Annotated in this window: 20 protein-coding genes and 2 pseudogenes; 12 read left to right on the top strand and 10 right to left on the bottom strand. The window is 68.3% G+C overall.

The annotated features are described in order from the left end of the window. Positions 1–85 precede the first annotated feature (85 nt). The 6 genes and pseudogenes from OJJOAM_RS18495 to OJJOAM_RS18470 all read left to right on the top strand — a co-directional run bounded on the left by OJJOAM_RS18495 (position 86) and on the right by OJJOAM_RS18470 (position 6,173). Positions 86–943 (top strand): MurR/RpiR family transcriptional regulator, encoded by an 858-nt coding sequence (locus tag OJJOAM_RS18495; protein WP_150084722.1) that lies wholly within the window; start codon positions 86–88, stop codon positions 941–943. Between the two features lie 27 nt (positions 944–970). Further along, positions 971–1,348, top strand: a complete 378-nt coding sequence (locus OJJOAM_RS18490) for a hypothetical protein (protein WP_422650675.1) — start codon at positions 971–973, stop codon at positions 1,346–1,348. Positions 1,349–1,551: 203 nt separating this feature from the next. After that, positions 1,552–1,881, top strand: coding sequence for a hypothetical protein (locus OJJOAM_RS18485; protein WP_422650674.1), 330 nt, complete (start codon positions 1,552–1,554; stop codon positions 1,879–1,881). Positions 1,882–2,122: 241 nt separating this feature from the next. After that, positions 2,123–3,548 (top strand): annotated as a pseudogene (locus tag OJJOAM_RS18480) (mannose-1-phosphate guanylyltransferase/mannose-6-phosphate isomerase). After that, entirely contained in the window at positions 3,535–4,761 is a 1,227-nt protein-coding gene (gmd, locus tag OJJOAM_RS18475; protein ID WP_226106902.1) for a GDP-mannose 4,6-dehydratase, read from the top strand. Before OJJOAM_RS18480 ends, gmd begins: the two are co-directional and overlap by 14 nt. Positions 4,762–4,868: 107 nt before the next feature. After that, a complete protein-coding gene (locus OJJOAM_RS18470; protein WP_422650673.1) occupies positions 4,869–6,173 on the top strand; it encodes a lipopolysaccharide biosynthesis protein in 1,305 nt (434 codons plus the stop codon). Between the two features lie 227 nt (positions 6,174–6,400). Here the strand turns inward: OJJOAM_RS18470 and OJJOAM_RS18465 are convergent, their stop codons facing one another. The 3 genes from OJJOAM_RS18465 to OJJOAM_RS18455 are packed head-to-tail and all read right to left on the bottom strand — an operon-like array spanning position 6,401 to position 9,143. Beyond that, a complete protein-coding gene (locus OJJOAM_RS18465; RefSeq protein ID WP_006577967.1) occupies positions 6,401–7,075 on the bottom strand; it encodes an acyltransferase in 675 nt (224 codons plus the stop codon). Beyond that, on the bottom strand, positions 7,072–7,875 hold the full coding sequence (locus tag OJJOAM_RS18460) for a glycosyltransferase family 2 protein (protein WP_422650672.1): 804 nt from the start codon (positions 7,873–7,875) through the stop codon (positions 7,072–7,074). Before OJJOAM_RS18460 ends, OJJOAM_RS18465 begins: the two co-directional genes overlap by 4 nt. Then, a complete protein-coding gene (locus tag OJJOAM_RS18455; RefSeq protein ID WP_422650671.1) occupies positions 7,872–9,143 on the bottom strand; it encodes a hypothetical protein in 1,272 nt (423 codons plus the stop codon). The genes OJJOAM_RS18460 and OJJOAM_RS18455 overlap by 4 nt, the downstream gene beginning before the upstream one ends. Positions 9,144–9,454: 311 nt before the next feature. On the opposite strand from OJJOAM_RS18455, the gene OJJOAM_RS18450 reads away from it, so the two are divergent. From OJJOAM_RS18450 to OJJOAM_RS18440, 3 genes are all read left to right on the top strand, one after another. Next, a complete protein-coding gene (locus tag OJJOAM_RS18450) occupies positions 9,455–10,456 on the top strand; it encodes a GDP-L-fucose synthase family protein (protein ID WP_422650670.1) in 1,002 nt (333 codons plus the stop codon). 30 nt (positions 10,457–10,486) lie between these two features. Next, a complete protein-coding gene (locus tag OJJOAM_RS18445; protein WP_422650669.1) occupies positions 10,487–11,749 on the top strand; it encodes a glycosyltransferase WbuB in 1,263 nt (420 codons plus the stop codon). A gap of 157 nt (positions 11,750–11,906) precedes the next feature. Next, a complete protein-coding gene (locus OJJOAM_RS18440) occupies positions 11,907–12,227 on the top strand; it encodes a hypothetical protein (protein WP_422650668.1) in 321 nt (106 codons plus the stop codon). 532 nt (positions 12,228–12,759) lie between these two features. Here OJJOAM_RS18440 and OJJOAM_RS18435 read toward each other — a convergent pair. Further along, positions 12,760–13,635 (bottom strand): MBL fold metallo-hydrolase, encoded by an 876-nt coding sequence (locus OJJOAM_RS18435; protein WP_422650667.1) that lies wholly within the window; start codon positions 13,633–13,635, stop codon positions 12,760–12,762. A gap of 154 nt (positions 13,636–13,789) precedes the next feature. On the opposite strand from OJJOAM_RS18435, the gene OJJOAM_RS18430 reads away from it, so the two are divergent. Further along, positions 13,790–14,347, top strand: coding sequence for a putative colanic acid biosynthesis acetyltransferase (locus OJJOAM_RS18430; RefSeq protein WP_422650666.1), 558 nt, complete (start codon positions 13,790–13,792; stop codon positions 14,345–14,347). A 51-nt stretch (positions 14,348–14,398) separates the two neighbouring features. Here OJJOAM_RS18430 and OJJOAM_RS18425 read toward each other — a convergent pair whose 3' ends face one another. From OJJOAM_RS18425 to OJJOAM_RS18400, 6 genes and pseudogenes are all read right to left on the bottom strand, one after another. Further along, positions 14,399–15,565: a glycosyltransferase family 4 protein gene (locus OJJOAM_RS18425; protein WP_422650665.1), complete on the bottom strand. Its 1,167-nt coding sequence runs from the start codon at positions 15,563–15,565 to the stop codon at positions 14,399–14,401. A gap of 75 nt (positions 15,566–15,640) precedes the next feature. Beyond that, positions 15,641–16,476: pseudogene (locus OJJOAM_RS18420) on the bottom strand (NAD-dependent epimerase/dehydratase family protein). Between the two features lie 151 nt (positions 16,477–16,627). Then, positions 16,628–17,773 carry a glycosyltransferase family 4 protein gene (locus tag OJJOAM_RS18415; protein ID WP_422650664.1) on the bottom strand — a complete coding sequence of 382 codons (1,146 nt, stop codon included), beginning with the start codon at positions 17,771–17,773 and terminating at the stop codon, positions 16,628–16,630. 31 nt (positions 17,774–17,804) lie between these two features. Continuing rightward, on the bottom strand, positions 17,805–18,752 hold the full coding sequence (locus tag OJJOAM_RS18410; RefSeq protein WP_422650663.1) for a glycosyltransferase family 2 protein: 948 nt from the start codon (positions 18,750–18,752) through the stop codon (positions 17,805–17,807). After that, complete coding sequence (locus OJJOAM_RS18405; RefSeq protein ID WP_422650662.1) at positions 18,749–19,510, bottom strand: ChbG/HpnK family deacetylase; 762 nt, start codon at positions 19,508–19,510, stop codon at positions 18,749–18,751. Before OJJOAM_RS18405 ends, OJJOAM_RS18410 begins: the two co-directional genes overlap by 4 nt. Positions 19,511–19,530: 20 nt before the next feature. Beyond that, positions 19,531–20,304, bottom strand: coding sequence for a glycosyltransferase (locus OJJOAM_RS18400; protein ID WP_422650661.1), 774 nt, complete (start codon positions 20,302–20,304; stop codon positions 19,531–19,533). On the opposite strand from OJJOAM_RS18400, the gene OJJOAM_RS18395 reads away from it, so the two are divergent. Both OJJOAM_RS18395 and OJJOAM_RS18390 read left to right on the top strand, forming a co-directional pair. After that, on the top strand, positions 20,303–21,331 hold the full coding sequence (locus OJJOAM_RS18395) for a hypothetical protein (protein ID WP_422650660.1): 1,029 nt from the start codon (positions 20,303–20,305) through the stop codon (positions 21,329–21,331). The genes OJJOAM_RS18400 and OJJOAM_RS18395 overlap by 2 nt on opposite strands. 266 nt (positions 21,332–21,597) lie before the next feature. Then, the gene (locus OJJOAM_RS18390) at positions 21,598–22,533 is read left to right on the top strand and encodes a DNA-binding response regulator (protein ID WP_422650960.1); all 936 of its coding nucleotides are present in this window, start codon (positions 21,598–21,600) and stop codon (positions 22,531–22,533) included. Positions 22,534–22,777: the final 244 nt, after the last annotated feature.

Genomic DNA, 22,777 nt, shown 5'->3' with positions numbered 1-22,777 from the left:
TAAATTCCAATTCAATGCCTGTCTCTCCACATGCGGCCTGCACGATGCTGCCGCCGGAGAGGCAGCGCGGCGACACCGATCACCGATGAGCGAATCCCTTCCCTACGCAGACGCCGATCAATTCCTGGCCGCCGTGCGCGCCGGCTTTCCGCAACTGAGCAAGCAGCTCAAGGCGATCGCACAGTACGTCGAGAGCCATCGAGAGCAACTGGTGCTCGACGGCGTCAACGAGTCGGCCCGCCATTGCGGCGTGCAGCCTTCGGCCATGGTCCGCTTCGCCAAGCATTTCGGACTGTCGGGGTATTCGCAGATGCAGGCGCTGTTCCGTGCCGCGGCGGCCCGGCAGCTGGCGCCCAATCGCGACTATCGCGACCGGCTGCGCGCGCTGATCGGCAGCAAGGGCGGTCCGCTGGCGCCGGCGGACATCGCGCACGAGGTCATCGCGGGCAGCCTCGACAGCCTCGAGGCGCTGCAGCGCGAGGTCGACGGCGAACGCTTCGGCCAGGCCGTCGAGCTGCTGGTCGACGCGCCGTCGATCTGGCTGGTGGCATCGCGGCGGGCTTTCCCGGTGGGCGCCTACCTGGCCTACGCGCTGCAGCACACCAGCAAGCCGATCCAGTGGCTCAATGGCCTGGGTCATATGCAGCAGGGCCAATTGCGCGCGCTCCGGCCGGGCGACGTGATGATCGCGGTCTCGTTCGCGCCCTATGCCGAGGAAACGCTGGCCTGCGTGAGAACCGCGGCAGCGCAGGGCGCGCGCATCGTCGCGTTGAGCGACAGTGCTCTCGGCCCGCTGGCCGAACACGCCAGCGTGCTGCTGCAGGTCCAGGATGGCGCAACCTTCGGCTTCCGTTCGCTGACCAGCACGCTGTGCCTGGCGCAATCGCTATTTCTCGCGGTCGCCTACCGGCTCGAGATCGAGTACACCAGCACGGCGCACTGACGCGCTCACGGCAGGCTCCTCGGCTGATTGGCTGATTCCCTGGCCGATTCAACGGCCGATTTACTGGCCTGTTCGCTGGCCTGCTCGCTGGCCGATTTGCTCGCCGATTCGCTGGTCAATCCGCAGACACGGCGTGCCGATCGCCATGCCGCCCTGCCCGCATTCATTTCCGATGTAACGCCACATTACGCACGCGCAACGAGTCGCGGCAATTCCGCGCCCCGTCATGCCGGCGAAAAAGCCTTGCGGCGCAAGGAGATACGCGCGCCGGCGCCGTCGATCGTCGCGGCCGCCGCGATGCCATTGCGCTGTGAGAGTGCCTTACAAGTGCAACGGCCGCCGCAGCGGGCGCGCCGCTACATTGCAGCCATGTTCAACGCGCCCCGCCAAGGAGCTCACAGATGAAACGAACCCTGTCCATCCTCGTGCTGCTGTCCGCCACTGCCGCCATGTTGTCCGCCTGCATCGTCGTCCCGCATGGGCATGGACACGGGCATCACCATCGCCATCACCGCTATTGAAGTGAATGCGGCGGCGCCATTGGCCCCGATTTGCATCGCAGTGCATCACCGCAACGCCAAGCTTGTTACCCGAAGTAGGAGTACCTGATGAACCGCTCTCTGATTCTCGCGCTCGCCACCCTCGCCGCCGGCTCGGCCTTCGGCTTCGTGTCGCCGGCCCAGGCGCATGACGGCCATCGCTACGATCGCGACCATGGCTATCGCCGTGACGCGCCGCCACCGCCGCGCTACGAAGCGCCACGGGCCGCACGCCGGGGACAGGTGTGGGTGCCGGGCTACTGGCGTGCCGCCGGTCCGCGTTATGTGTGGCAACCGGGCCATTGGGAACGCGCCCGCCCCGGCTACCGCTATGTGCCTGAGCGCTGGGTGCGGGGGCCGCATGGCTGGGTGATGCGGCCGGGACACTGGGTGCGATAAACCGGCCCGCTCTCGCGCCGCAACGACAGACGCGCCCCCCTCAATTCCTTCGTTTTGCGCCCTGCAGGGCCGGCCATTGCGCCGGCCCTTTTTGTCATCGTCGCGCCACCTGCGGCGCCCGACGGTGACCGTCGATCTCTGTTGCCTAACAAACATTGCTGCGGGACAGCGGTCGATACACTTGCCCTGACGGTTTCACCCAATCGCATCGGCACGCGTGCAGCGGCCGGTTGGAGGTGTCATGGCAAGCGAGAATCGAATCGTACCGGTGGTGCTGTGCGGCGGCACCGGCTCGAGGTTATGGCCACTGTCGCGCGACGGCCATCCGAAGCAGTTCCTGCGTCTGCTCGGCGACCATACCTTGCTGCAGGACACGCTGCTGCGCGTGCGCGACATCGATGGTGTCGGTGCGCCGATCCTCGTCAGCAACGAAGCGCATCGCTTCGTCGTCGCCGAACAGGCGCGCGAGATCGGCTGCGAACCCGCGGCGATCCTGCTCGAACCGCATGCGCGCAACACGGCGCCGGCGGCCGCGGTCGCCGCGATCAAGGCGCAGGCGGGCGGCGACGATCCGATCCTGCTGGTACTGCCGTCGGACCATCTGGTCCGCGACCACGCCGCGTTCGCGAGCGCGGTCACCGCGGCCAGCGCGGCCGCCGCCGCGGGCGCCGTCGCCACGCTGGGCGTGGTGCCGACCTTTCCGGCAACCGGCTACGGCTATATCAAGGCGGTACCGACCAACGATGGCGCGCTGATGACGGTCAAGCGCTTCGTCGAGAAGCCTTCGCTGGAGCAGGCCACCGACTTCTTGGGCGAAGGCAATTGCTATTGGAACAGCGGCATGTTCCTGTTCCGCGCGTCAGTCTATCTGGCCGCGTTGCGGCAGTTCGCCCCGGACATCCTGCGGGCCGCCGAACAGGCGCTGGCGCGCGGCAAATCCGACCTCGACTTCTGCCGCCTGGACGCCGATGCCTTCGGCGCCTGCCCGTCGGACTCGATCGACTACGCGGTGATGGAGCATCTGCGCGACGGGCGCATGGCGCCGCTGGCCGCCGACTGGAGCGATATCGGCTCGTGGGACGCGGTGTGGAAGGCGGCCGAGAAGACCGAAGGCAACAACGCGGCGGTCGGCAATGTGGTCACGCACCGCGCGCGCGATTGCCTGGTCCATGCCTCGCACCGGATGGTGGCGGTGGCGGGACTGGAAAACGTGATCGTGGTGGAGACGCCCGACGTCGTGCTGGTCGTGCACAAGGACCATGCGCAGGACGTCAAGCAACTGGTCGAAACGCTGCGCGCGCAAGGGACGCCCCGAGGCGACGCAGCATCGGCAGGTCTACCGGCCCTGGGGGTCGTACGACAGCGTCGATCATGGCCAGCGCTATCAGGTCAAACGCATCAGCGTCAAACCCGGCGCCAAGCTGTCGCTGCAGAAGCATCACCACCGCGCCGAGCACTGGGTGGTGGTGTCGGGCACCGCGCGCGTGCGCCGCGGCGACGTCGAATTCCTGCTGACCGAGGATCAGTCCACCTATATCCCGATCGGCGAGACCCACAGTCTAGAAAATCCCGGCCGGATCCCGCTCGAGCTGATCGAGATCCAGTCCGGCTCGTACCTTGGCGAAGATGACATCATCAGGATGGCAGACATTTATGGGCGCACTTGACCTGCAACCGCTCGGCCCGCTGGCGGCCGGCGATCTCGAACTCCAGCCGCGGCAGCACGACGAGGCATCGGCCGGCAGCGGCGCACGCCGCAAGCGTGCGCTGATCACGGGCATCACCGGCCAGGACGGCGCCTATCTGTGCGAGCTGCTGCTGGCCAAGGGCTACGAGGTCCATGGCATCAAGCGCCGCAGCTCGCTGTTCAACACCGAGCGCATCGACCATCTGTACCAGGACCCGCAGGCGCCCGACCGCCGCCTGTTCCTGCACCACGGCGACATGACCGATACCGCGAGCATGGTGCGCGTGGTGCAGCAATCGCAGCCGGACGAGATCTACAACCTGGCCGCGCAAAGCCATGTGCAGGTGTCGTTCGAGGAGCCGGAATACACCGCGAACACCGACGCGCTCGGTACGCTGCGGCTGCTCGAGGCCATCCGCATCCTCGGCCTGGAAAAGACCACCCGCTTCTATCAGGCGTCGACCTCGGAGCTGTACGGGCTGGTGCAGGAAATTCCGCAGAAGGAAACCACGCCGTTCTATCCGCGCAGCCCGTATGCGGCCGCCAAGCTCTACGCGTACTGGATCACGGTGAACTACCGCGAGGCGTACGGCATGTACGCCTGCAACGGCATCCTGTTCAACCACGAGAGCCCGCTGCGCGGCGAGACCTTCGTGACGCGCAAGATCACGCGCGCCATCGCGCGGATCGCGCTGGGCCTGCAGGACACGCTGCACCTGGGCAACCTGTCCTCGCTGCGGGACTGGGGCCATGCGCGCGACTACGTGCAGATGCAATGGATGATGCTGCAGCAGGCACAGGCGGAGGACTTCGTGATCGCCACCGGCGAGCAGCACAGCGTGCGCGAATTCGTGCAGCGGGCCGCCGCCGAACTGGGCATCACGGTGCGCTTCGAAGGCAGCGGGGTCGACGAGATCGGCGTGATCGACGCGATCGACAACAGCCGCCACCAGCTGGCGCCCGGACGCAAGGTCGGCGACGTGATCGTGCGGGTCGATCCACGCTACTTCCGCCCCACCGAGGTCGACACGCTGCTGGGCGATCCCACGCGGGCGCGCGAGCGGCTGGGATGGTCGCCGACCACCACCTTCGATGAACTGGTACGCGAGATGATCGGCGCCGACTACGCGGCGGCGCGGCGCGATGCCCTGTGCAAGCTGGCAGGCTTCCGCGCCTACGATCACCACGAATGATGGGCTGATGGCAAACGCGTCAGTGCGGCGGCGCGCAAGCGCCGGCGCATGGATGGCGGCCCGGGCCTGCTGCGGCGGGCCCGGGCCGCGCAAAGAAAGAGGAAAGCGTGGAGCGGATATTGCGCGGCATCGGCGCCAACGCCCTTGGGCAGGTGGTCACCATCCTGACCCAGCTGCTCAGCGTGCCGCTGTTCCTGGCGGCCTGGGGGCCCGAGCGCTACGGCACCTGGTTGATGGTCATTGCGGTACCGGTCTATCTGGGGCTCGCCGACCTGGGCTTCACCGGCGTGGCGGTCAATCGCATCAACATGAGCATCGCGGCGGGCAACCAGCGCGCCGCCGTGGTGTGCTACCAGTCGACGCTGGTGCTGCTGCTGTTGATCGGCGCCGTGCTGACCGCGCTGGCGATGCTGGCAGGCGCGGCCTTCGGCGACGCGATCCAGGGATGGACCGGCCTGGGCGGCGGCGCCGCGGTGCTGTCGATGCTGATGATCGCGATCTACGTGGTCGGCTATATGTTCGCACTGCTGTCGCACGGCGTGTTCTACAGCGTGGGGCGCTACGCCGAGGCGATCATGTGGTTGAACCTGTTCCGGCTGCTCGAATTCGTCGCGCTGGCCGCCGGCGTGCTGCTGTTCGATGGCGGCTTCCTGCTGCTGCTGACGCTGCTGGCGATCGTGCGGGTGCTGCTGGTGGCGGTGACGTATGTGCGCATGGTGCGCCTGGCCGCATGGGCCCGCGTCGGCGTATCGGCGTTCTCGCGCGCCGAACTGCGCGAGATGCTGGTGCCCGCGCTGGCGCTCAATGCCTTCCCGATCGGCAACGCCCTCAATATGCAGGGCATGGTGCTGTGCGCCGGCTTTGTCTTCGGTCCGGCCTTCGTCGCCTATTTCAGCGCGATGCGCACGCTCTCGCGCATTCCGTACCAGCTGGGCCAGCTGATCAGCCAGTCGCTGTCTCCGGAGATCGGCCGGCTCTATGGCCAGCGCAACGCCCGCGCGCTGCGCGCCTTGTTCCGCCATGCGCTCAGCGCCTCGGCAGGATTGGCCGGCGCCTGCGGCGTGTTCCTGTATATCGCCGGCGAATGGATCTGCCAGCTGTGGACGCATGGCAAGATCGCGCCGATCCATCCCGACTACAGCTGGCTGCTGGCCGCCGCGGTGGTCAATTCGCTGTGGCATACGGCGTCGGTGATGGTGACCTCGACCAACAACCATGCACGGCTGTCGCTGGTGTATCTGGCGGCGAACTCCGCCGGTCTGCTGATCGCGGTGGTGGGCGGCAAGCTGCTGGGCCAGTCCGCGGTGTCGTTCGGCGTGCTGGCCACCGAACTGCTGATCCTGCTGGCGCTGCTGCCGCTGATTCACGGCTTCGCCCGGCATGGATTGGCCGGGGTGCTGGTCAAGCCCTGAACCGGGCCCTGGACCGGTCAAAAGCCTGAGCCGGTCCAGCCTTGAATCGCGTCATCCCGTCGTTGGCTGCCATTGCGGCGGATGCGGGGATCCAGCGGGGAATCAAGCGGGGAATCAAGCGGGGGAATCAAGCGGCGAATCCATCGGGCAATCCACCGCCTTCGCAAGCGGGCCAGGTCTCCGCGGACACGGAGACGGCGCATGCGGCATCGGGGCCGCGCGCGCCCTCAGACGATATACCCTTCCTCGCGCCGGAAATAAGCCAGGTCCTCGGGCAGTTCCTGCACCGCCTTCGCCGGGCAGCCGCCGTACAGCATATGCGGCGCCGCCATACTGCGGTTCAGCACCGCGCCGGCCGCCAGCACGCTGTAGTCGGGCAGCGCCGCGCCGGGCAGCAGGATCGAGCCGGTGCCGACGAAGCAGTAGGCGCCGATCGTCACCGGCGCGCAGCGCTGGCGCGATTCGCGGATCGACACGCTGTGCGTCAGGATCTGGCTGCGATAGCCCGCCACCGTCGAATACGCGCCCACGGTGATGGTGTCGGTGCAATCGAGGATATGGCGCGAGGTGATCGCCGCATGCCGGCCGATCACCAGCGCCGGATCGCGGTCGGCGGCATCGCGAAAGTGCGGCGAATCGGTCAGCCCCTGCGGGAATCCCGACACCCAGTTCAGGCTGCCGAGAATGGCATGCTCGCCCAGGCTCAGCCGGCGGATGCCCTTGACCAGCGTCAGATGCGCGATATGCGAGTGCGGCCCCATCTCGAGCTCGTCGCACAGCACCAGCGACCAGCCGATGCGCGCGCTCGGATCGATGCGCGCGCCGCAGAAGCGGTTCAGCAGCCGCCGCCGCAGCGGCCACGGCAGGCCGATCGAGACGGCCGCCAGCACTTTCCGGATCATGACTGCCTCCCGAACACGGGGCCGCGTACCACGCGCTCATAGGCCGCGCGCGGATTGGCCAGATGCTTGGTCACGCGGTACCAGGCCGACGCCAGATCGTCGTAGCGGCGGCGATCGCGCCCAAGAATCTTGCGAAACATGCGCTGCTCGAACTGCCGGTGCGCCTCGGCCATCCGCGCCGAGCCGGTGATCGACTCGGCGTAGACGCGGTAGCAGCTCAGAAAGTCAGGCACATTGCGGAAGGTGGCCCCGTTCAGCGCCATGTCGACCACCAGTTCGCCGTCCCAGTTCGAACGGTTCTCGACATTGAAGCCGCCGACCGCGCGATAGGTCTCGGCGCGAAAGAAGGTCGACGGCTGGATCGCGATGCTGGCGCCATAGGCGGCGCGCCGCAGGCCGAAGCGGTCGGAGTACACGCGCCGCACCAGCGCGCCCTCGCCGTCGATCACGTAGCCGTTGCCGCAGATCACGTCGGACGACGGATAGCGGCGGAAGTACGCGGCCACCTTGGCGAACGCCTCCGGCAGAAACAGGTCGTCGGAGTTCAGATAGCAGAAGATCTCGCCGGTCGCCGCGGCGAAGCCCTTGTTCAGGCCGTCGGCCGGGCCGTTGTCGGGCTCGAGGATGCAATGGTCGATCGACCTGGCATGGCGCGCGATGATGTCGCGGCTGCCATCGGTCGAGCCCGGATCCACCACGATGTATTCGATCTCGCATCCGCGCTGGCCCGTGACCGAGCGGATCGCCTGCTCCAGATACCGCGCCTGGTTGAACGAGACCGTCACCACGCTGAATTTCATTGCACGCTCCGCAGCTGACGATGGCGATGGCTCTGGTGCCAGGCGAACAGCATGCCGAGGAACAGGGCGGTCTCCCAGCGATGGTCCGCCGAGAACGGCGAGAAGAACACGTCCCAGACGAACTGCGCGGTGCCGACATAGAAGAAGATGGGCAGCGTCGGCATATTGCGCACGAACAGCCAGAGCGTGCGGGCCAGCATGCAAAGCCAGTAGAAGCCGCCGACAACGCCGCTCCAGACCAGCGCGCCCATCAGGAAGGAGTGCGCCGGAATCAGCGTGTCGTCGGTGACGACGATCGCGTCGCTCAGCGCCGCGCCCATCTGGTAGACGATCACGCTGTAGGCGTCCTGGTAGCCGTTGCGGTCGACCGCCCAGGAGCCGTGGCCGAGCAGGGGCGCGTCGAGGAAGGCGCGCACCGAGATCAGGATCTCCGAGCGGCCGCCGAACAGGATGCCCAGCTCGCTGGTGGCCTGCACGGTGTATTTGTGCGCCGCTTCGGGGGAGAGGAAGCTGAACTCGCCGGCTTGCGCGAAGATCATCGAGAACAGCGCGTTGAGCGCCGCGATCACCAGCACCAGCACGCCGAACAGCAGTGGAATGCCGCCGCGTGTATTGGTCAGGCTGCGCACCCAGGCAACCACGGCGGTGCGGCGCAGCAGGTAGATCACCAGCGCCAGCAGCGGCAGCCCGGCCGCGCTGCGGAAGTCGAACGCCACGGACACCGCGCAATAGGCCACGATGCACAGCGCGATGCGCACGGCGCCGGCGCGCGCCAGCGCCAGATAGCACAGCAGCAGCATCAGCACCGGCGTCGCATAGCCCCACTTCCAGGGGTTGTACAGCATCTCCTCGGTCGGGGCCCGGCTCACGTTGAAGATCTCGCAGAGCGCGGCGCCGATCAGGAAATACCAGATCCGCTTCGGACTGCCCTGGCTGAAGTGCGTGCCGATCGCGAACACCGTCAGGAAGAACACGCCCGGCGCCAGCACGCCCTTGAGCGAATTGATCAGCGGCGTACTATTGGACAGGTCCGACAACGCCTGGGCGAAGGCCCACATCAGTGTCAGGGCGAGGAAGGAGGCATAGCCGCGCTCGATCCGCAGCGTCGACAGCATCGCCAGGCCGTATGCCGCCGCGATGAATTCGCCGACGTACACTTCGCCGATCACATTGAGCTTGATCGCACACAGTGCGCCGAGCCCGAGGTACATCAGCAGGGCCGCGTGGCGGGCGTGGGCGCCGATCGGCAGGGTCGAGGTGGTTTGCATGGTCTGGCCGCCTTCTGAGTCGGTGAGCGGGTATGCCGTGCGGGACCAAGGGCGGATCCGGCAATCCGGACCCGCGAGCCACGGACCCGCATGGCCGCACGATGCCGGGGGGTAAGCATGTTTTCCGTTCGATGGCGCACACCGGTTCGAGCCGCTCCGCGCGAACGTGCGCAAGCCCACAGTCGGGGGCCGGATCGCGCGCTAGAGTCCGTCCAGTGCACGCCCTTCCGGGTGCAGCCCGGCGTGCCCGACCCTCGCCCAATCGCCACGCTGGTGGCCCACTTCGCCGACCCAAAGTCAGTGTCACAGCCATGAATCAGCCTCCACACCGCATCTTCGTTGCCGGCCATCGCGGCATGGTCGGCGGCGCCATCGTGCGCGCGCTCGGCGCGCGTCCCGGCACCACCGTGATCACCCGCACGCATGCCGAACTGGACCTGTGCGACCAGGCCAGGGTCCGTGCCTTCTTCGCCGAGCAGCGCATCGACGAGGTCTACCTGGCCGCGGCGCGGGTCGGCGGCATCCATGCCAACAACACCTATCCGGCCGAATTCATCCAGCAGAACCTTCTGATCGCGGCCAACGTCGTGCACGAATCGTGGCGCTCGGGCGTCAAGCGCCTGCTGTTCCTCGGTTCGAGCTGCATCTATCCGGCCTTCGCCACGCAGCCGATCGACGAGGCGGCGCTGCTCACCGGCGCGCTGGAGCCGACCAACGCGCCCTATGCCATTGCCAAGATCGCCGGCATCAAGCTGTGCGAGAGCTACAACCGGCAGTACGGCACGGACTTCCGCTGCGCGATGCCGACCAATCTGTACGGCCCCGGCGACAACTACCACCCCGAGAACAGCCACGTGATACCCGGGCTGCTGCGGCGCTTCCACGAGGCCAAGCAGAACGGCGCCAGCGAGGTGGTGGTGTGGGGCACCGGCACGCCGCTGCGCGAATTCCTCTACGCCGACGATCTCGGCCAGGCCTGCGTGCACCTGATGGCGCTGCCGCAGCAGGAATATCGCAACCACGCCGGCGCGCCGGGCTTCTTCAATGTGGGCAGCCCCGACGAGGTCAGCATCCGCGTGCTGGCCGAGCTGATCGCCGACACCGTGGGCTTTCGCGGCACGATCCGCTTCGACCCCAGCAAACCCGACGGCACGCCGCGCAAGCGGCTGAACTCGCACCGGATCGAGGCGACCGGCTGGAAGCCGACGGTGTCGCTGGTCGACGGACTGCGGCTGGCCTATCGGGACGCGCTGCAAAGCGGCCGCCTGCAAAGTCCGCCGCGACGCCAGGCGCGGCTCGTCGCGCTGCGCTGAGCGCGCGCCGGTCGAGCACGGTACGCGCCGATGAAGATCCTCCTGTACTGCCTGAACTACTCTCCCGAGCTGACCGGCATCGGCAAGTACACCGGCGAGCAGGCTCGCTGGTTCGCCGCGCGCGGGCACCAGGTGCGCGTCGTCACGGCGCCGCCCTACTATCCGGCCTGGCGTGTCGGCGCCGGCTACCGCGCGTGGCAATACCGGCGCGAGCAGCACGACGGCGTGCAGGTATGGCGCGCGCCGATCTGGGTGCCGCGCCGCCCGTCGGGCCTCAAGCGCGTGCTGCATCTGGCCAGCTTCGCGCTCAGCAGCCTGCCTTGCCTGCTGGCGCAATGGCGCTGGCGTCCGGACGTGGTGATGGTGGTCGAGCCGCCGCTGCTGTGCAGCCCGGCCGCGCTGCTGCTCGGCCGCTGGACCGGTGCCAAGACCTGGCTGCATGTGCAGGACTACGAGGTCGATGCCGCCTTCGCGCTGGGACTGCTGAAGCAGCCGTTGCTGCGCAAGCTGGCCTATGCGCTCGAGCGCCACGCGATGGCCGGCTTCGACCGCGTGTCGACGATCTCCGAGGCAATGCTGCGGCTGGCGCGCGACAAGGGCGCGCCGGAGCCACGCACGCAGCTGATCCCGAACTGGGTCGACCTGCGCGCGATCCGGCCCGGCCGCGGCAGTCTCTATCGGCGTCGGCTCGGCATTCCGGCCGATGCCACGGTGGCGCTGTACTCCGGCAACATGGGCAACAAGCAGGGCCTGGAAGTGCTGGCCGAGGCCGCGCGCCAGCTGCGCGACCGGCCCGACATCTGGTTCGTGCTGTGCGGCGACGGCGCGGGCCGTCCCGCGCTGGAGCACGCCTGCGCCGGGCTGCCGCAGGTCCGCTTCCTGCCGCTGCAGCCGGCCTCGCGATTCCCCGCGTTGCTGGCCGCCGCCGATCTGCACCTGCTGCCGCAGCGCGCGGATGCCGCCGACCTGGTACTGCCGTCGAAGTTGGCCGGCATGCTGGCCAGCGGCCGGCCGGTGGTCGCCACCGCGCATCCCGGCACCGAGCTGGCCCGGCTGGCGGCGCGCTGTGGGCGCGTGGTCGCGCCGGGCGACGGCCTCGCGCTTGCCGCGGCGATCGATGGGTTGGCTGCCGATCCCGCGACGCGCGACGCGCTCGGCGCCGCAGGCCGCGCCTGGGCCGAGCGGCATCTGGACCGCGACGCCGTGCTGGGCCGCTGGGAAGCCGCGATGCAAGCCCTGTGCGGCGAGCACGCGGCGGTCAGCGTGCCGGCCGCCAGCGTCGGGACCGAGTAGCGGACGGCGGTCCGGGTCGTGGATTGCGTCCCGGGTAGCGGACGGCGTCCGAGGTAGCCGACGGCGTTCGAGGTAGCGGATTCCCTTCCGGGTAGCTGGTTTGCCTTAGCGGTCGCTGCCGCTGGTCACGCCGCCGCCGCCCGTGCCGCGATCCGACGTGCCGCTGCCCTTGGTCGCGCCGGACGGCGTGCTGCCCTTGCCGCCACCGGCGCTGGCGCGGCTGCTGCCCTGGGTCGAGTCGGACACGCCGCCGGCGCGGCGCGAGCCGGTCGCCGGCTTGCCGCTGGTCGCGGCGCCGCCGCTGTTGGCGGCGGTGTTTCCGGCAGTATTTGCTTGGCCGCCGCCGGGCGCGGCCTTCGCGCTGCCGGGCGGCTGGCGTCCGCCCGAGGGCGAGCCGGTGGTCGGACTGCCGCCATGCTCGAGATCGCCCGCGCGGGATTGGCGGGAGTCGCCGGCGCCGGCTTGCGCCCCGCCCTGAGCCCCGCCTTGAGCCCCACCTGGCCCGGCGCCTTGCGCGCTCGACCGCGCGCCCTGCCCCGGACCGACCGCGCCGCGCGCACCGCCGCTGAGAGGACCGCTTGCGCCGCCCGCGGTACCTGCCCCTGCGCCCGCACCCGCGCCCGCTCCTGCACCAGCCCCCCGCACCAGCCCCTGCGCCGGCTCCGGATGAGGTCGAGCCCGTGCCCGTGGTGCCCTGCGCGCCGGCGCTATCGCTCATGCCCGTGGATCCCGCCTTGCCGCTGCCGCCGCTCGAGCGGCCCTGCGCCATCGCGAACTGGCTGGCCAGCGCGAGGCACGACGCGGCCACCACCAGCAGATCTCGTGGTTTCATGCCGTCTCTCCTGATTGTCATGGTGATCTACCCGCTCGCCACGCAAACCGCATGCCGGTATTTGCGGGCCATCCGCGACATGCGGCCCCTCCGCCGTCCCGCGGCGCTTGCAGAATTTGCTCCACGGGCTTGCACATTTTGGGGACTGCACGCGATGGCGCGGCGGGCCGCTCCGGTGTCATCCAGGCGCCGTGGCAAACGCACGGGCCGGCACGCGGGCCGAGCGCCGTGACAGCCGTTCGAACTCGGCCACGTCGTGGCCGCAGCAGACCGTCATATGGCCGTCGCGCCGTTCCTTGAGCTCGCGCAGATGCCGTTGCGTCGCCAGCCGCGCCTCGCGGTCCTTTTCCATCATCCATTGATAGAAGCGCAGCCCTGGGGTGCAGTAGGGCCGCACCGGGTCGAGCTCGCCGTGATGGAAGTAGGCATCGCCCGCCTGCAGCAGCCATTCGCCCTGCGCCTGCACCGCGATGCCCGCGTGGCCGAAGGTGTGGCCCGGCAACGCAACCATCGCAATCTCCGGCGGCAGGCCCTCGAGCGTGCGGACCCGGTCGAAGCCGTACCAGCGCTCGCCCGCGTCCGGCGCATAGGTGCGCCAGCGCTCCTGCGTGGACCACTGCTGCGGGCGGAAGCGCTGGCGGTCCAGCCAGGTCCGCTGCAGCCGCGCGTAGTCGCGCTCGGCCGCCATCAGGTGAACGGTGGCCCAGGGAAAATCGTCGAGTCCGCCGGCGTGGTCGAAGTCCAGGTGCGTCAGCACGATATGCCGCACGTCGCGCGGATCGAAGCCGAGCGCCGCCACCTGCCGATAGGCCGTCATCTCGTCGCGGAAATCGGGCCGCAACAAGGTCAGGAAGAAGCCGCTCAGGCGCGAGCGCGGATCCTGCACGTCGCGCCGTCCCATGCCGGTATCGACCAGCACCAGGCACTGCGGCAGCTCGACCAGCAGGCAATGGCAGGCCAGTTCGCCGCGCTCCAGGATCGAGCGGGAACGTCCGTCCATCAGGCGCCCGCCCAGCGGGCAGGTCGAGATGCAGTTCAGATGATGGATCCGCATGAATGTCCTCCTGCAGGATCCCGACCCTCGTGCAAGTCCCATTCCAGGCCGTCAAGGCCTCGATGGCGGGCGGTCTGTGACCGGCCGCACCGACCGCCGGCGCGTCCCGGCACACCATCGTCCCATGCGCGCCGCGCGCTTACCGGAACAGCCGATGCTGATTACCCAAGACGATCCGACCATGGGCCCCTCGTTCTCGCTGGGGAACCGCGTGCAGCGGCAGATCTGGAACTGGGTCTGGCTGTTCCTGTTCCGTCCCAGCCCGCGGCCCGCGCACGCCTGGCGCGCCGCGCTGCTGCGGCTGTTCGGCGCGCAGCTCGGCCGCCATGTCCATGTCTATCCCGGCGTGCGCATCTGGGCGCCGTGGAACCTGCGCATCGGCAACAATGCCGGCGTGGCCGACGGCGTCACGCTGTACAACATCGAACGGATCGACATCGGCGAGTACTGCGTGGTGTCGCAAGGCACGCACCTGTGCACCGGCTCGCACGACTACAACAGCCCGAACTTCCAGCTGATCGCCTCGCCGATCACGCTGGGGCCGCGCGTGTGGATCTGCGCGGAGAGCTTCGTGTCGCCCGGCGTGTCGGTGCCCGAAGGCGCGGTGGTCGCGCCGCGCTCGGTGGTCACCAAATCGCTGCCGACGCCGTGGACGGTCTACGGTGGCACGCCGGCCCGGGCGATCGGCACGCGCAAGCCGCAGGGACGCTGAGCGGCGCAGGGCGACGCAGCGGCGCGACGCTGCGCTCAGGTGCTCAGGCGCTCAGGCGCTCAACTCCATCACGATCTGCTGGTAGGTTTCGGCGAAACGGCGACGCCGCCGTGCCAGGTCGTCGCGGGCAAGGCGCGCCTGCTCGGCGTCGCGTTCGGGCGAGGCCGGACGGGCGAGCGTCTGCGCCATGGCGTCGGCCAGCGCCGGCGCATCGTCCGGGGCGAAGAAGACCCCGCGCGGCGGCGCCTGTTCGCGATGGACCTCGATATCGGACAGCAGGATCGGCTTGTTCAGCGACTTGGCCTCCTCCACCGTGGTGCTCCAGCCTTCGAAGCGCGACGGATTGATCAGCGCGGCCGCGCCACGCATCAGGCCTGCCAGATCGCCGTGCGGCACCACGCCGAGGAAGCGGAAATTGCGTTGCAGCCCGGCTTGCTCGACGCTGTCGAGCAGCCGCTGGCCATAGCCGGGCTGCCGATGATCGGCGGTCTGGCCCGTCGACAGCACCAGGGCCTCGATCCCGCGCTGCTTCAGGATGCGCAGCGCCTCGATCACGATGCCGTGGTTCTTGTGCTGCCACAACTGGTTCGGCAGATGGAAGTACGGGCCATGGAAGCCATAGCGGCGTTCCAGCTCGGACACCGGCGGCGCCGGCGCCAGCGGATTCATGTTGGCCACGAACTGCAGCACGCGGGCGCGATGCGCCTGCGCCGGAAAGCAGCGCTGCAGGTCGCGGCACGCCGCGTGGCTGCTGACCAGCACGCGCGCCGAACCCTCGCACAGGGACGCGAACAGGCGGTCGCGCATCGCGATCTCTTCCGCGGAAAACATCTCGCGCAGATGCAGGTGCTGGAAATCGGGGATCCAGCCCAGCGTCGGCACGCCGGCGCGCGGACCGAGCGGGTTGTGGTGCGACAGCACCGCGATGCCGTTGCGGGCCAGATAGCGCGCGAGCATCAGGTCCGTGCCGCTCGCCGCCTGCCATGCCTTGCGCACGTACCACCACGGACGGCGGCGGTCGAGCAGCGCCGTGCGATGAACGGGCAGCGGCGGCATGCCTTCGAGCAGGTCCGCCGGCGTGCGCTCGCCGGTCAGGATCACCGGATCGATCGTGCGTCCGGGCAGTGTGTACAGGGCCCACAGCAGGTTGCGAAAGTAGCTGATGCCGCCGAGCCAGCCGCGATCCTGGAAGGCGAAGACAAAACCGACCCTAGTCATCGCACACCGCCTCGAACCACCGCGCAAAGCGCTGCACGCCCGTTTCCAGCCGGATTTGCGGGGCCCAGCCCGTGGTCAGCGTATGCGCGATATCGGCGCACTGGTCGCAAGGGTCGCCTTGGCGCACTTCGAGCGAAAGCGCGGATGGCGCGACGGCGCCAGTTCCCGATACAACAGCGTCAGCACGTGCCTGACCGTGGTGGTGGTGCCGCTGGCACCGTTGTAGATCGGGCACGCCGGCGAGGCCTGCGCTGCCACCACGGCCACCAGGCGCGCCGCATCCTCGGCATGCAGCCAATCGCGGCTCTCCTCGCCCGTGCCGCAATAGAGGTCGTCGCGCTGGCCGATCTTGCGGCATGCATCCCACAGCAATTGCTTGCGCTGCCCCTCGCCATAGAGCGAAAAAAGCGCACCACCGCCACCGACACGCCGAAGTGCGCGCCATACGAAGCGCACAACTGCTCCGCCATCAGCTTGTGCATGCCATAGGGTGAGGCCGGCCGCAGCCGCGCCGTGCTGCCTTCGCTGGCGGGCAGATGCGCGGCGTTGCCATAGACCGCGGCGCTGGACGGATAGACCACCGGGGTGCGCGGGCAATGTCGCCGGACGTATTCGAGCACGGCGGCGGTCGTGTCGACGGTGCGGGCATGGTCGCCGAAAGGATCGCGCAGCGATACCGACACCGAGCCGCCGCCGGCGCAGTGCACCAGCAGGTCCGGCTCCATCTCCAGCCGCTCCAGGCGCTCGAGGCAGACCGGGGCGTGGTGCCAGACCACGTGGCCCTCGCAGGCGCTGCCCGGGTTGCCGTGGCCGAGGCCGACCACCCGCCAGCCCGCGGCCAGATAGTGCTCCACGACGTAACCGCCGAAGAACCCTCTCGCCCCGGTGACCAGTACGGTCTTTTCAGTCATCGTCGATCGCTCTGCAACGTGTTGCGAACCACAACGTTCGGTTGTGCAGACAATGTAGCGTCCAACATGCCCTCGCACTGTTGCCTCGACCTCATAAGGTCAAGTGACTGTTTTCGCGATGCCCGTGCAGTGCGGCGCGCGGCGTGTGCCGCTAGGCGCAATGGCTGCGCAGCAGCTGCTTGACCTGTTCGCCGGCGCTGCGCCAGTTCAGCCGTTCGGCGTACTCGCGGTACGCGCCGCGGGCGAGTGCGCCATAGTGCGGCGCGGACTGGAACACGCGCTCGATGTAGTCGCACCACTCGGCCGGATCGGCCTGCAGCTCGAAGGTCATGCCGTTGCGGCGATCGCGTACCGCGGTCGGAATGCCGCCGACCCGCGTGGCCAGCGACGGCAGTCCGAAGGAGCTGGCCTCGGCCAGCACCACGCCGTAGCACTCCGCGGTCGAGGGCAGCAGCAGGAAATGGGCCTCGCTCATCAGCCGCTCGAAGTGGCGCCGGCCCGCTTCCGTGCTCTTTGGCACGAAGCCGTGCAGCTTGACGAAGCTCGGCGGCTCGTACGGCGGACGGCAGCCGACCACGTGCAGTTCGGTGGGAAGGCCGCGGCGATTCAGGCATTGCGCCACCGCCAGCGCGGTCTCGCCGCCCTTGCGCATCCAGTCCACGCCGACCAGCAGCAGCCGGCAGACGCGGTAGTCCTTGCCGAGCACGATCCGCTCGATGTCCTGCGACGTGCGCCGGCAATCGAGGTTGGCGCCGAACGGCACCACCTTGACCTTGGCCGCATCGACGTCGTAGTGGCGCAGCGCGGTGGCCGCGGCCCATTCCGAGCTGAAGATCGCCAGCCGGCAGCGCGACAGCGCCTGCTGCTCGAGCCGATGGCCGTCGCGCAGCGTTTCCCTGCAGAAGTTGCTGAAGCCCGGATAGAAGCCAACCATGCCGTCGAAGGTCGCGTCGGTCCAGATCGCGATCGGACGGTCCGTGTCCAGGCACGACACCGGCAGCGTGCCGGGGCTGAGCACCGCGTCGCAATGCGCGCCCTCCAGGCGGCGCTGCACGCGCTGCGCATAGCGGCGCGCCACCGTCGGCGAGCGGTCGCGCTGGTAGTCGCGCCGCAGCAGCCGCCGATAGGCCAGCGCCTTGGCGCGCAGCAGGCAGGCCAGCACCGGTCCCTCGTCGACCTTGTCGATCACCTCGGTCTCGATCGCGCTGCTGCGCAGCGCGCGCGGGATATAGCTCGCCGATCCCGACCAGGCATGGGGATCGGAAGCGTCGTACGTCGTCACATAGGCCACTCGCATGGTTCTCTCCAGCGGTGGCGGCGCACGCCGGCTACAGGGGTAATTGCATCGCCCGTCGTCGCTGCTCCTGTACCTTCAGCACCACCATGTATTCGTAGATCGATACCAGCACGCAGTAATGAAATCCGGCCTTCCCGTCGATGAAACCGAACTTCAGCAGGTACAGGTACAGAAAGCGCGCCACCGGCCGCATCGGCAGGCGGAACGACAGCTCCTTCAGCGCCCGCCGGCGCGCCGGCGGATCGGAGGCCAACAGCGAGGAAAAACGGAACTTGTCCTCGTCCAGACTGCGGATGGTCTCCAGCGCCTCCCCCATCGAATATTTGTTGTGCTTGTCGAACCAGGCGTCGAAGCCCTTGTTGAAGCTGTAGTGCATAAAATGATGGCGCAGGAAGCCGACCGACCCGTCGACCACCGGCGCCGGATTGACCAGCCGCTCCCAGCGCACCTTGTCCGGCTGGAAGAAGCGCAGCACCCAGATTGGATAGCCGCCGGCGAAGCGGATCCATTTGCCGAGAAAGTAGTTCTTGTAGCGCACGCGGTAGGCCACCGGCGCCGCAGCCTCGTCGCCTGGGACCTGGTCGGCGATCTCGCGCAGCTCCGCCGCCAGCTCCGGGCTGACCACCTCGTCCGCGTCGGAGTAGTAGACCCACCGGTGCTTGAAGTCGATGTTCTCGTTGGCCCAGTTCTGGTGGGCCGACCAGTTGTCGAACTTGCGCTGGAACACACGCGCGCCATGGCGCCGCGCGATCTCCAGCGTCTGATCGGTGCTGTACGAGTCCAGCACGACGACATCGTCGCACCACGACACCGACTCCAGGCACCGTGCGAGGTTCTTCTCCTCGTTCAGCGTCAGGATCAGCACCGACACCTTCGCGGTCCTGGACGGCACGGCATGCGTGCCGTCGGCGGCGGCCTGCGGCGTCTCGGGACGCGCCACCGCCTGCGCCGGCAGGCTACGGGCCAGCGGAGCGGTCATTGGCCGTACCTCCGCAGCGCGATGCCGGCGCGCTGCAGCGCCGTGCGCAACTCGGTGGCGCTGACCAGCGGTTCGGTCTCGCAGCGCCGCCATGGCTCCGCAAAGCCGGGATGGACCGAGATCTCGGTCAGGCCCTCGCGCAGCAGCTCGGGCAGCCGCGCGGCCCAGTCGGTGTTGTCGTGGTTGATCGCGCCGTAGTAATGGGTATGGCGCAGGCCGTTGAAGTAGCGCTGGCAATAGTTGTTCATCACGGCCTGGCGCGGATTGGCGGTGAAGTAGAAGTTCTGCGGCCGCCGTACCCATTCGAGGCCGGCGCGTTCGAGTTCGGTGCGCAGCGCGCTGATCACGACCGGAAACTTGTGCAGATGGCCATGGCTGTCGACATGGGTCACCTCGACGCCGTGGTCGCGCAGCTCTTCGAGCTGCACGCGGAACTCGCGCGCGATATCGTCCTCGGACAGCATCCACGCGAGCGCGCGCACGCGCTGCCTGTGGCTCGCGCGAAAGCGCCCGTCGGGCGTGCACAGCGACGAGGGCCGGCCCGCATGCGGGAGATGGCCGTCGACCATGTTGAAATGCAGGCCGAACGAGAAGCGGCCGCGATTGCGGCGCGCGTAGTCGTACGCCTGCAGCGATGCCGGCCGGCCGGTCATGATGGTGGCGCTGGTCAGCAACCCGGCCTCGAAGCAGGCAATGGTGGCGTCGCAGGTATCGGCATCCCAGCCGAAATCGTCGGCATTGAGGATCAGTTCTCGCATGTCAGTCTCCCGGTCAACCGCTAAGGGGCCGCATGCGAAAGCGCCGGTCCCGAATCGCGATCGGCCGGCGGCGCGCCATCGGCGCGGCCCTGAATGATGTCGAGCAGGCGTTGTCCGACCTGCCTGCTCTGGAAGCGCCGCGCGAACGAGGCCGGCGCGGCGGCGCGCATGCGCGCGCGCGTGGCCGCGTCGGCGGCCAGCCATTCGCGCAGCGCCTGTTCGGTGCCGTCGACGGTGTCGGTGCGCACGATGCCCGCGCCGTCCGCCTCGATCTCGCGCCAGATATTGACCTTGTCCGAGATCAGCACCGGCACGCCGCAGCCAAGCGCCTCGACCACCGCGACGCCGAAGTTCTCCTGGTGCGACGGCAGGCAGAACACTTCGGCGGCATGGAAGGCGCCCCACTTCTGCGGGCCGGACAGCATGCCGGTCCACACCACGCGCGGGGCGACGCCGACCCGCTCGGCCAGCATCTCCAGGTCCTCGCGCAACGCCGGCGCGCCCGGGCCCGCGATCACCAGCTGCAGCGCGGGATCGACGTTCGCCACGCGGGCGAAGGCCTCGATCAGCAGATCGCAGCCCTTCTTTTCGTGGATGCGCCCGAAGAACAGCACGATGCGCTTGCCCTCGGTCTGCGGAAAGGCCGCGTGAAAGGCCGCGCGCAGCGTGCCGTCGTCGGCGGGGGGCTGCGCGGTGCCATAGGACGCGATGCGTTCGGTGCAGCGGTACCAGGGAAACGACAGGCGCGCACGCCGGCGCTCTTCGTCGCAGGTAAAACAGCACCCCCGTGGCATGACGCAGCGCGCGGCGCTCGAACAGCAGCCAGTACACCAGCTTCTTCAGATGCTTGAGCGGATAGCGGGTCTTGAACCAGGGGTCCAGCATGCCGTGGGTGAACACGTAATACGGCACCTTGCCGCGCAGGACCGAGAGCGCGGCCAGGCTGTGGAACTGCCACAGACCTTCGATGATGACCGCGTCGTAGCGCGCGCCGTGTTCGCGCAGCCAGGGCAGCAGGCGCGGGTTATAGGTGTAGATGCCCCTGGACGGCCCCAGCGCGATCACGTTGAGCTCGCTCTCGCGCACCCATGGCGCATCGGGATCGTCGCCGCAGACGACATCGACGTGCACGCCGCGCTCGACCAGCGGCATGCGCAGCTGCCGCAGCCCTTCGATCGGGCCGCCGCCGGCCGGATTGATTGTCGCAATGATGTGAAGAAGCTTCATGGCCCTGACCGTATCGGCATGCAGCAAGATGGGATGGCGCACAGCGACCGAACATGCCGCGCCAAGACGCGCCGTGCTGGTGGGCGGCGCTCCGTGCCACAAAGCGTAGGCAGCGCGATGGGCAAGCTCTGTTCGTTGGCGCACCCAGCCGACGTGCCCCCGGCGTGGCCCGCGCGCGGCTCGATCCCGTCCGCAAGAACGGCGGCCGAAGGGTGGAAGCAGGGTGGAAGCGGGGCGGAAACAGGGTGGAGGCGGGGACGACGTGCCCTGCCTTGCGGCCATCATCCTGATGGTGGAGAACCCGCTCATCCATTTGGCGGGTACCCCTTCCGAGGGGCTTCATCGGTGTGCGCGGCGCGGTCCACGACGGGGCATGCGGGCGCTGTTTCAGCGCTGTATCGAGGGGCCGCGCCGGCCGTGTATTACTGCGATGCGAGCGCCATCGGCGATGGCACGAGTTTCAACGTTGAAACATTATCGCGAGCGCGCTGTTTCATTATTGAAACTCTAATGCGCGCATTTATTCTCACCCATTTGGGGAGACTGGAAACGCTTATGGATCAAGGGTTACCGGATTATGAAAAGTGGGGGTAATCCCATCCTTCCGGGCCCCTGGGAGGTGACTTGATTTCGACTGACTCAACCCATAAGATGCCCTAAACGGATTAAAGATAAATGTTTTGGGGTGGGGATCAGGGTCGGCTATCGGGGCCGGCGCACCACAGTGGCCTGGTGATGCCGAGACCGACAGACGGGGGGAAGGCCTGAGCCGCTTCGCCGGGAAGTCGCCTGCGATGCGGCAATTGCATTCACCAGTGTGTTTACCTGTTTTCCGCCCACAGATACGGGGGAAAAAGAACATGAATGCACTGTTGATTGAAAGCCATCCCTTGCTCCGGCTGGGCCTGCACCAGATGCTGGAGCGCATCGAGGGAATCGATCAGGTCATCGCGATCGATCCCGCCGATGTTTCTCTGCTGGACGGCACCGACGGCGATACCGACCTGATGGTGTTCGGCATGCCGCAGGATGTCGACGCCGGTTGGCAGCTGCTGACCCAGGTACGCCGCGTGCTCAACGCGCAGCGCGTGCTGCTGCTCTCCGATATGGTCCCGCTGCAGGTTCCGGCCGCCGCCATGGCGCAGGGCGTCTGCGGGTGCCTGCCGAAATCCGCCTCGCTCGCCGTGCTCGAAGCGGCCATTCGCCTGGCGATGGTCGGCGGCTATTTCGTGCGCGGCAACGGCGCCGCCGGCACGCTGTCGTCCTCGCTGCCGGGCGCCGGCTATGGCGGACCGGTGGTCGCGCCTGCCTCGCTCGGCGTGCGCCCGACGATTGCGGGCACCGCCACCGTGGCGCCGCATCCGGCGATGCCGGCGTCCTCGCGCAGCGGCATCGTGCCGCCGCACGCTGCCGCGGCCGCGCCGCGTCCCGCTCCGGTCGACACCGGCAGCGCGGAATCGACCTACTACGACGAAGCCGAAATGCTGCAGATCACGCCGCGCCAGTACGAGGTGCTGGTGCTGCTGGCGCGCGGCCATCCGATCAAGACTGTCAGCCGCATGCTCAATATCTCGGTGGCCACGGTCAAGAGCCACGCCTGCACGCTGTACCAGCGGCTGAAGGTGCGCAACAAGGGCGAGGCGGTCTACACCGCGTTGCAACGCGGAGCCAAGCTCGAATGGGTCAATGGCGACGGCGCGGCGCCGGTTGCGTCGGTCACGCGCATGCCGCGTCCGGCGAACGAACGCGCGGAGATTACCGAACTGCCGCTGCAGGCCGGAGGCGGCATGCGCTGACGCCGGGCGGGGTTCGAACGAAGGCGGGCCGGATGGAATCCGGCCCGTTTTTTTTGCGTGATGCGAGCGTTTTTCCGCGTTGGAACGCCCGCGAATGGCGTCCTCTCCAACCCCTTGCGTTGGGCTCCCGATCCACTCCGCATCAAATGTGTGACAACGCACCGATACCCAGTGCCTGCGCGGACACGATGGCTGCATCCGGGGGACATGGCCGTGCGCGTGTCCATGTGCAAGTCGCAGTGGG

The sequence above is a fragment of the Cupriavidus sp. H18C1 genome (assembly GCF_049311595.1).
GTDB lineage: Bacteria > Pseudomonadota > Gammaproteobacteria > Burkholderiales > Burkholderiaceae > Cupriavidus > Cupriavidus cauae.
This window is presented reverse-complemented; position numbering and strand designations above follow the sequence as displayed.